Origin of the sequence: Facivitalis istanbulensis (assembly GCF_040560405.1) — a bacterium.
Taxonomy (GTDB): Bacteria; Pseudomonadota; Alphaproteobacteria; order Sphingomonadales; family Sphingomonadaceae; genus Sphingomonas; species Sphingomonas istanbulensis.
The window spans coordinates 39,296-46,931 of record NZ_JAVSCQ010000031.1 but is presented as its reverse complement, the minus strand read 5'-3'; the positions used below and the strand labels follow the sequence as shown (position 1 = coordinate 46,931).

The window sequence follows — 7,636 nt, the reverse complement described above, 5'->3', positions numbered from 1 at the left end:
CGACGACGACCTCCGTCGCCGCCCCCTTCTCCTTCAGCCGGATCGCCTCTTCCACCGCGATCTCATCGAACGGGTTCATCGACATCTTCACGTTCGCCAGATCGACGCCCGTCCCGTCCGCCTTCACACGCGGCTTCACATTGTAATCCAAAACCCGCTTCACGGGCACGACGATCTTCATCGCGGTTCCTTCCCGGCTGGATAGCCCATTGCTGTCACCGTCTTTGGCGGTCCTGCGAGCGTATCGCAAGACTTGCGCCGAACGAACGAGAAAGGGGCCCGGGCGTTTCCGCCCGAGCCCCCTTTATCGGTCCGTCAGGGCCGAAGGACCGATCAGGCGGCCTTCTGCACCTCGGCGACGATCTTCTTGGCGGCGTCGCCCAGATCGTTGGCGGGGACGATGGCGAGACCCGAATTGGCGAGGATTTCCTTGCCCTTCTCGACATTCGTGCCCTCGAGGCGGACGACCAGCGGAACCTGCAGGTTCACTTCCTTCGCCGCCGCGACGATGCCGTCGGCGATGATGTCGCAGCGCATGATACCGCCGAAGATGTTGACCAGGATGCCCTTCACCGCCGGATCGCTCAGGATGATCTTGAACGCCGCGGTGACCTTCTCCTTGTTCGCGCCGCCGCCGACGTCGAGGAAGTTGGCCGGGAACATGCCGTTCAGCTTGATGATGTCCATCGTCGCCATGGCGAGGCCGGCGCCGTTGACCATGCAGCCGATGTCACCGTCGAGCTTGATGTACGCCAAGTCGTACTTCGACGCCTCCAGCTCCATCGCGTCTTCCTCGGTGGTGTCCCGCAGTTCCATCAGGTCCTTGTGACGGAACATGGCGTTGCCGTCGAAGCCGACCTTGGCGTCGAGCACCATCAGCTTGCCGTCCTCGGTGACGGCGAGCGGGTTGATCTCGATCTGCTCGGCATCGGTGCCCAGGAACGCATCGTAAAGCTTCGACGCGACATTGGCGGCCTGCTTGGCGAGGTCGCCGGTCAGTTCCAGCGCGGCGGCGACGGCGCGGCCGTGATGCGGCATGAAGCCGGTCGCGGTGTCGATGTCGATCGAGTGGATCTTCTCGGGCGTGTCATGCGCCACAGTCTCGATGTCCATGCCGCCCTCGGTCGAGGCGACCATCGAGACGCGGCCGGTCGCGCGGTTGACGAGCAGCGCGAGGTAGAATTCCTTGGCGATGTCGACGCCGTCGGTCACGTACAGGCGGTTGACCTGCTTGCCCGCTTCGCCGGTCTGCACCGTGACGAGCGTATTGCCGAGCATGTCGGTGGCCGCCGCGCGCACCTCGTCGGCGGTCTTGGCGAGGCGAACACCGCCCTTCGCATCGGGGCCGAGTTCCTTGAACTTGCCCTTGCCACGGCCGCCGGCATGGATCTGCGCCTTGACGACGTAGAGCGGTCCGGGGAGCTTGGCCGACGCCTCGACAGCCTCCTCGACGGTCATCGCGGCGAAGCCGGCGGGGACGGGAACGCCGAACTTGGCGAGCAATTCCTTGGCCTGATATTCGTGGATGTTCATGCGCTAGCCTTCCGCCTCTCGGGTGGTTCTAGGGAAATTACTGTGCGCTAAAGCACAGGCGGGGATAGGAATCCAGCCCGAAACCGCTTTATTGCACATGCTTCGCAATTGCTATTCTGCGCTTCCCCTCTTTGCTTTATCGCCGAAAGCGAATGCTGCGCAATCCGCGCGCGATGCGCTATAGTGGGAAGATGCATTGGGTCGTCGGCATGTTCCTGTTCCTCGCCACCGTGATCTTCATGGAGGGATTCGCCTATGCGGCGCATCGCTGGATCATGCATGGCCCGGGCTGGTTCCTGCACAAGAGCCATCATCACCCGCGCACCGGCCACTGGGAATTGAACGACCTCTATGCCGCGATCTTCGCGGTCCCGTCCTTCGTGCTGATCCTCGGCGGCGCGCAATTGGGCTGGTGGCCGGGCTGTACCTGGATCGGGGCGGGAATCGCCGCTTATGGCGCGATCTATTTCGGCTTTCATGACGTGATCGTGCACAAGAGGTTGCCCACCCGCTACATGCCCAGATCCGAATATATGAAGCGGATCATCCAGGCGCATCGCCTTCACCATGTGGTGGAAACCAGAAAGGGGACGGTCAGCTTCGGCTTTCTGATCGCGCCCAGGCCCGAAGAGCTGAAAGCCGAACTGAAACGGCGCGCCCGCGCGGGAATGCGGAGCCCGGTCGGCGCGCGCCCCGCCACGGCATCGGAATGCGAAACGGCGTTGGCGGAAAAGTAACCTTCTTCGTCGATAGGGGGAGTGTCATGGAAAAACCGGTTTTCACACCGCCCTTCGAGCCGGTCCCCGGCCAGGATCTCCGTCGTTCGCTGCGCCATGCGGTGCGAATGCGCGCGCATCTGCGCGACAAGGGGCAGACCCGCTTCGAAATCGACGTGGTCGACCTGTCGCAGGAAGGATTCCGCGCCGAAACCAGTTTCACCCTGTGGCCGGGCACGATCGTGTGGCTGACCCTGCCGGGCCTCGCGCCGCTGGAAGCGGTGATCGCATGGCGCGACCGGTTCAAATATGGTTGCGCCTTCACCAAGCCGCTCCACCCGGCGGTGTTCGAGCATATCGTCGCGCTGGGCAATCGCTGACCCATCGCCCGCGCGGCTCACGGCCGACATCGGCGACATGACGAAGCCAGCCAGCGAAGGCCCCAGCCTGTAGCGAGGGCCTGTGACAAGGGCCTGTAGCGAGGCGACGCCCGACCGGACGCCGCCCCATGCGGATCAGTCGAACAGGCTCGACACGCTGGTTTCGTCCGCGATGCGCTTGATCGCCTCGCCCAGCAGCGGGGCGATCGCCAGGTGGCGGATCTTGTCCTTCCCGCCGATCGACTCGTGATTGCCGATCGAGTCGGTGATGACCAGCTCGCGCAGTTCCGACCCTTCGACACGCGCCACCGCGCCGCCCGACAGCACGCCGTGCGTGACATAGGCCACGACATCCTCGGCCCCCGCCTGGCGCAGCGCGGCGGCCGCGTTGCACAGCGTGCCCGCCGAATCGACGATATCGTCGATCAGGATACAGAAGCGGCCCTGCACGTCGCCGATGATGTTCATCACCTCCGACTCGCCCGCACGCTCGCGGCGCTTGTCGACGATCGCCAGTGGCGCGTTGTCGAGCCGCTTGGCGAGCTGGCGCGCGCGGACCACGCCGCCCACGTCGGGCGACACGACCATCAGATTATCGGCCTTGAACCGCGCCAGAATGTCCGCCGACATGACCGGCGCGGCATAGAGATTGTCGGTCGGGATGTCGAAAAAGCCCTGGATCTGACCGGCATGAAGATCGACCGACAGGACGCGGTCGGCGCCCGCGACGGTGATGAGGTTGGCCACCAGCTTGGCCGAGATCGGGGTGCGCGGGCCCGGCTTCCGATCCTGGCGCGCATAGCCGAAATAAGGGATAACCGCGGTGATGCGGCGCGCCGACGCGCGCTTCAGCGCGTCGATCATGATGAGCAGTTCCATCAGATTGTCGTTGACCGGATAGCCGGTCGACTGGATCACGAAGACGTCCTCGCCGCGAACATTCTCCTGAATCTCGACGAAGATTTCCTCATCGGCGAAGCGGCGCACGAGCGCCTCGGTCAAGGGCATTTCCAGATATGCCGAGATTGCCTTCGCCAGCGGCAGATTCGAATTGCCGGTCATCAACTTCATGGTGGTATCCCGTCCCCGCAGACAGCCCAGTGATGCGCGTCCCCTTAATCGCGCTGTCACAATAGCGCAAAGGTGATTCCCCGATTATGGCATCGCCCATGACCGCGATCACCGTGACCCGTTTCGCTCCTTCGCCCACCGGGCGGCTGCATGTCGGCAATATCCGCACCGCGCTGCACAACTGGATGTACGCGCAAAGCACCGGCGGCCGGTTCCTGCTGCGCATCGACGATACCGATGCCGAACGCAGCGAGGAGCATTATGTCGAGGCGATCCGGGCGGACTTGCAATGGCTGGGCCTGATCCCCGATGCCGAGATGCGCCAGTCGCAGCGGTTCGCGCTGTATGAATCGCGCTTTGCCGAACTGGTCGCCAGCGGCCGCGTCTATCCGGCCTATGAAAGTGCGCAGGAACTCGACCTGAAGCGCAAGATTCAGCTCGGGCGCGGCCTGCCCCCCGTCTATGACCGCGCGGCGCTGGCACTGGGCGACGACGATCGCGCCAGGCTGGAGGCGGACGGGGTGCAGCCGCACTGGCGCTTCAGGCTGGACCATGGCGCGACCATCCGCTGGGACGATGCGGTGCGCGGGCCCCAGAGCTTCGAGCCCGCGACGATGAGCGATCCGGTCATCCGCCGCGCCGACGGATCATGGCTGTACATGCTCCCCTCGGTGATCGACGATATCGACATGGGCGTGACCCAGGTGGTGCGCGGCGAGGATCACGTCTCCAACACCGCGCTCCAGATTCAGATGTTCGAGGCGCTGGGCGCCGCATTGCCGCGCTTCGCCCATGCCGCGCTGCTGACCGGCAATGAGGGCAAGCTGTCCAAGCGACTCGGCTCGCTGGGCGTCGATCATTTCCGTGGAGAAGGGATCGAGCCGCAGGCGGTGCGCGCGCTGCTGGCGCGGATCGGGACCAGCGATCCGGTCGAACCGGTCGTCGACATGGCCCCGCTGATCACCGGGTTCGACTTTTCGCGCTTCGGCCGCGCGCCCGCGCGCTTTGACGAAGCCGAACTGGCGCAATTGAACGCGCGCATCCTGCACCAGACGCCCTTTGACGCGGTCGCCGACCGCCTGCCCCACGGCATGGGCGAAGCCGAGTGGGAGGCGGTGCGCCCCAATCTCTCGACCGTGGCCGAGGCCGCCGATTGGTGGCGGGTGATCGAGGGGCCGATCGACGCGCCCGAGCCCGCCGAGGACGATCGCGCCTATCTGGCGCAGGCTGCGCAGGCGGCGGACCGCCTCGACTGGTCGCACGATCCCTGGCACGCGCTGACCGCCGCGCTGAAGGACATGACCGGGCGCAAGGGCAAGGCGCTGTTCCTGCCGCTGCGCCTCGCGCTGACCGGCCGCGCGCAGGGGCCCGACATGGCCGCGCTGCTGCCGCTGATCGGGCGCGAGCGGACGATCGCCCGCCTGAGCGCCGGGCTGACCGCCTGAATCCCGCGCATCGGGCTTTCAAACCGATGCGCCCTCGCCCACATAGGGCCCGCAACACGTAAAGGAGCGTCTTTTGGCCACGTTGGGAATGTCGCCCGCCGAGAAGGAGGCCGTCACGGCCTTCCGCCGCGATGTCGTCGAGCCGTCGATGACCAAGCTCGTGATCCTGGATTTCTGGGCCGAATGGTGCGGGCCGTGCAAGGCGCTGGGCCCGACGCTGGAGAAGGTCGCCGCCGACTATGCCGACAAGGGCGTGGTGCTGGCCAAGATCGACACCGACAAGAATCAGTTCATCGCCAACCAGTTCCAGATCCGCTCGATCCCGACCGTCTATGCGATGTTCCAGGGCCAGCTGGTCGCCGACCTGACCAGCGCCCGCACCGAAAGCGCCTTGCGCACGACGCTGGACCAGTTGCTCAAGCAATTGCCGATCCAGTCGGAAGCCGCCGAGGCGCAAGCCGAGCTGGAACCGCTGATCGCGATGGGTGAGGACGTGCTGGAGGCCGGGGACGCCCCGCGCGCACTGTCGATCTTCGACCAGTTGCTCGACATGGCGCCCGAGCATCCCGCCGTGCTGTCGGGGCGCATCCGCGCGCTGATCGCGGCCGGGCAGATCGACGAGGCGGAAACGGCGGCGAACGCGCTGCCCGAGGCGCTGGCCAAGGACCCCGCGATCCACCGCGCGGTCGCCGCCATCGCGCTGGCCCGTTCGGCGCCTCCGGCCGCCGATTATGCCGGCCTGGCAGCGGAAGTCGCCGCCCATCCCGACGATCACGAAAAGCGCTTCGCGCTCGCCAATGCGCAGATGGCGGCGGGCGATCGCGACGGCGCGGCGGACAATCTGCTCCACATCGTCGCCGCCGACCGTGGCTGGAACGAGGATGCCGCGCGCCAGCAACTGCTCAAGCTGTTCGAGGTGGTCGGCATGACCGATCCGTGGGTCTCGCAGCAGCGGCGGCGGCTGTCCGCCATCCTGTTTGGCTGAGCCGATGGCGCGGCTCTCGATATTCCCGCTGGCGGGCGCGATCCTCTTTCCGGGGATGCCGCTTCCGCTGCACATCTTCGAGCCGCGCTACCGCGCGCTGGTATCCGACGCGATGGCGCGCGACCGGCGGATCGGCATGATCCAGCCTTCGGGCGAGGGCGACAAGCCTTCGCTCTACGCGACCGGCTGTGTCGGCCGCATCGCCGAGGTCGAGGCGATGGAGGATGGGCGCTACAATCTCGTGCTCGAGGGCGTATCGCTGTTCCGCATCGTGCGCGAGCTGGAGGTGACGACGCCCTTCCGCCAGGTGGAGGCCGAATTGCTGCCCTTGCCCGAGGACGACCTGCTGTCCCTCGGCCGCCGCGCCTCGCTGGAGGAAGAATCGCGCCGCTTCGCCGATCTTCAGGGCTATGCCGTGGATTGGGACGCGGTCGCGCGGCTGGACGATGAGAGCCTGGTCAACGGCATCGCGCAGATCGCGCCGTTCGACGTGGCGGCCAAGCAGGCGCTGCTCGAAGCCGCCGATCTGGAGCAGCGCGCCGAACTCATCATCCAGTTGATGCAGTTTTTCGGCCGCCATGACGGCGAGGACCGGGTGACCCTGCAATGAGCGACACGAGACTCGATCCCTGGCTGCTCGAACGGCTGGTCTGCCCGGTGACGCGCCAGCCGCTCCGCTATGACGAGGCGGCGCAGGAACTGGTGTCGGAGGCGGCGGGCCTGGCCTATCCGATCCGCGACGGCGTGCCGGTGATGCTGGCGGAGGAAGCCCGTCCGCTCGACTGAGCCCGGGTTTCCGCTATTTCACGCCACACTGGATCAGCCCGCCACCCGCCATCGTGATGCGGCATTTGGGCGAGCCTTTCACCACCACGCTCCCCAGCCCGCCATTGGCGATGGTCGCGGTGTAGCGCGCCCGCGCGCTCACCTCGCCGCCGCCATCGCTCTGGATCGTCACATCGCCGGTCTCCAGCCCCTCGGCCGCCACGGTCGCGGGACCCTGCACGGCCAGCCGGGCCTTGCCGACGCGGCCGCCGGCGATTTCCAGGCTGCCCGGCCCCATCATGATCGCGTTAAACTGCTCACCGTCCGCGCGACCGATCCGCACCGCGCCCGCCCCCGTGATCGCGACGTTCATCGTGGCCCCACGCAGCGCCTGCGCCGTGACACGCCCGCCGCCGATGACGGTGATCGCGGCCACCGGCGGCCCGGCCAGGCTGAGCGTCACCGGCCCCGCATTCCCGCGTGGCGTCGGCGCCATCGCCGCCCGGTCGACACGCAGGATCAGGGTACGCCCCTCGATCCGCGCCTCGGTCCGCCGCAGCGCCGCGGCATCGCCCGTCAGCATCCCGCGCGGCGAGGGCCCGGTGGTCATGTCGACCACGAACGTCCCCTCCACCCGGATCGCATCGAAGCTGCTCAGGTCGACCCGCCGCTCCGTCGCCTGGACGGGGAAGGGCAGGAGAAGCGCGGCGATCAGGCACAGGCGGGCGGTCATGGCCCCTT

General features: G+C 66.7%; 9 protein-coding genes and 1 pseudogene. 6 read left to right on the top strand and 4 right to left on the bottom strand.

Translation table 11 applies throughout. The features are described from left to right. Both RN629_RS15255 and sucC read right to left on the bottom strand, forming a co-directional pair. A pseudogene (locus tag RN629_RS15255) lies at positions 1-181 on the bottom strand (electron transfer flavoprotein subunit beta/FixA family protein); the annotation flags it as partial. Positions 182-333: 152 nt separating this feature from the next. Beyond that, positions 334-1,533 carry an ADP-forming succinate--CoA ligase subunit beta gene (gene sucC / locus RN629_RS15250; RefSeq protein ID WP_407035993.1) on the bottom strand — a complete coding sequence of 400 codons (1,200 nt, stop codon included), beginning with the start codon at positions 1,531-1,533 and terminating at the stop codon, positions 334-336. A 152-nt stretch (positions 1,534-1,685) separates the two neighbouring features. Between sucC and RN629_RS15245 the strand changes: the two genes are divergently transcribed. Both RN629_RS15245 and RN629_RS15240 read left to right on the top strand, forming a co-directional pair. Continuing rightward, positions 1,686-2,270 (top strand): sterol desaturase family protein, encoded by a 585-nt coding sequence (locus RN629_RS15245; protein ID WP_407035992.1) that lies wholly within the window; start codon positions 1,686-1,688, stop codon positions 2,268-2,270. Between the two features lie 26 nt (positions 2,271-2,296). Continuing rightward, positions 2,297-2,629, top strand: coding sequence for a pilus assembly protein PilZ (locus RN629_RS15240; RefSeq protein ID WP_407035991.1), 333 nt, complete (start codon positions 2,297-2,299; stop codon positions 2,627-2,629). Positions 2,630-2,764: 135 nt separating this feature from the next. Here the strand turns inward: RN629_RS15240 and RN629_RS15235 are convergent, their stop codons facing one another. Next, positions 2,765-3,700, bottom strand: coding sequence for a ribose-phosphate pyrophosphokinase (locus RN629_RS15235; protein ID WP_407035990.1), 936 nt, complete (start codon positions 3,698-3,700; stop codon positions 2,765-2,767). A 98-nt stretch (positions 3,701-3,798) separates the two neighbouring features. Between RN629_RS15235 and gltX the strand changes: the two genes are divergently transcribed. The 4 genes from gltX (at position 3,799) to RN629_RS15215 (ending at position 6,916) form a co-directional block, all read left to right on the top strand. Next, a complete protein-coding gene (gene gltX / locus RN629_RS15230; RefSeq protein ID WP_407035989.1) occupies positions 3,799-5,145 on the top strand; it encodes a glutamate--tRNA ligase in 1,347 nt (448 codons plus the stop codon). Between the two features lie 88 nt (positions 5,146-5,233). After that, on the top strand, positions 5,234-6,130 hold the full coding sequence (locus RN629_RS15225; protein WP_407035999.1) for a tetratricopeptide repeat protein: 897 nt from the start codon (positions 5,234-5,236) through the stop codon (positions 6,128-6,130). Between the two features lie 4 nt (positions 6,131-6,134). After that, positions 6,135-6,740 carry an LON peptidase substrate-binding domain-containing protein gene (locus RN629_RS15220; RefSeq protein WP_407035988.1) on the top strand — a complete coding sequence of 202 codons (606 nt, stop codon included), beginning with the start codon at positions 6,135-6,137 and terminating at the stop codon, positions 6,738-6,740. Further along, positions 6,737-6,916: a Trm112 family protein gene (locus RN629_RS15215; RefSeq protein WP_407035987.1), complete on the top strand. Its 180-nt coding sequence runs from the start codon at positions 6,737-6,739 to the stop codon at positions 6,914-6,916. The genes RN629_RS15220 and RN629_RS15215 overlap by 4 nt, the downstream gene beginning before the upstream one ends. Before the next feature lie 13 nt (positions 6,917-6,929). Here RN629_RS15215 and RN629_RS15210 read toward each other — a convergent pair whose 3' ends face one another. Next, the gene (locus tag RN629_RS15210) at positions 6,930-7,628 is read right to left on the bottom strand and encodes a GIN domain-containing protein (protein ID WP_407035986.1); all 699 of its coding nucleotides are present in this window, start codon (positions 7,626-7,628) and stop codon (positions 6,930-6,932) included. Between the last annotated feature and the right edge of the window lie 8 nt (positions 7,629-7,636).

Coding starts and splice junctions, on each gene's coding strand:
- RN629_RS15210 (WP_407035986.1), bottom strand. CDS start 7,628: ATGACCGCCCGCCTGTGCCTGATCGCCGCGCTTCTCCTGCCCTTCCCC.
- gltX (WP_407035989.1), top strand. CDS start 3,799: ATGACCGCGATCACCGTGACCCGTTTCGCTCCTTCGCCCACCGGGCGG.
- RN629_RS15240 (WP_407035991.1), top strand. CDS start 2,297: ATGGAAAAACCGGTTTTCACACCGCCCTTCGAGCCGGTCCCCGGCCAG.
- RN629_RS15215 (WP_407035987.1), top strand. CDS start 6,737: ATGAGCGACACGAGACTCGATCCCTGGCTGCTCGAACGGCTGGTCTGC.
- RN629_RS15225 (WP_407035999.1), top strand. CDS start 5,234: ATGTCGCCCGCCGAGAAGGAGGCCGTCACGGCCTTCCGCCGCGATGTC.
- RN629_RS15245 (WP_407035992.1), top strand. CDS start 1,686: ATGCTGCGCAATCCGCGCGCGATGCGCTATAGTGGGAAGATGCATTGG.
- sucC (WP_407035993.1), bottom strand. CDS start 1,533: ATGAACATCCACGAATATCAGGCCAAGGAATTGCTCGCCAAGTTCGGC.
- RN629_RS15235 (WP_407035990.1), bottom strand. CDS start 3,700: ATGAAGTTGATGACCGGCAATTCGAATCTGCCGCTGGCGAAGGCAATC.
- RN629_RS15220 (WP_407035988.1), top strand. CDS start 6,135: ATGGCGCGGCTCTCGATATTCCCGCTGGCGGGCGCGATCCTCTTTCCG.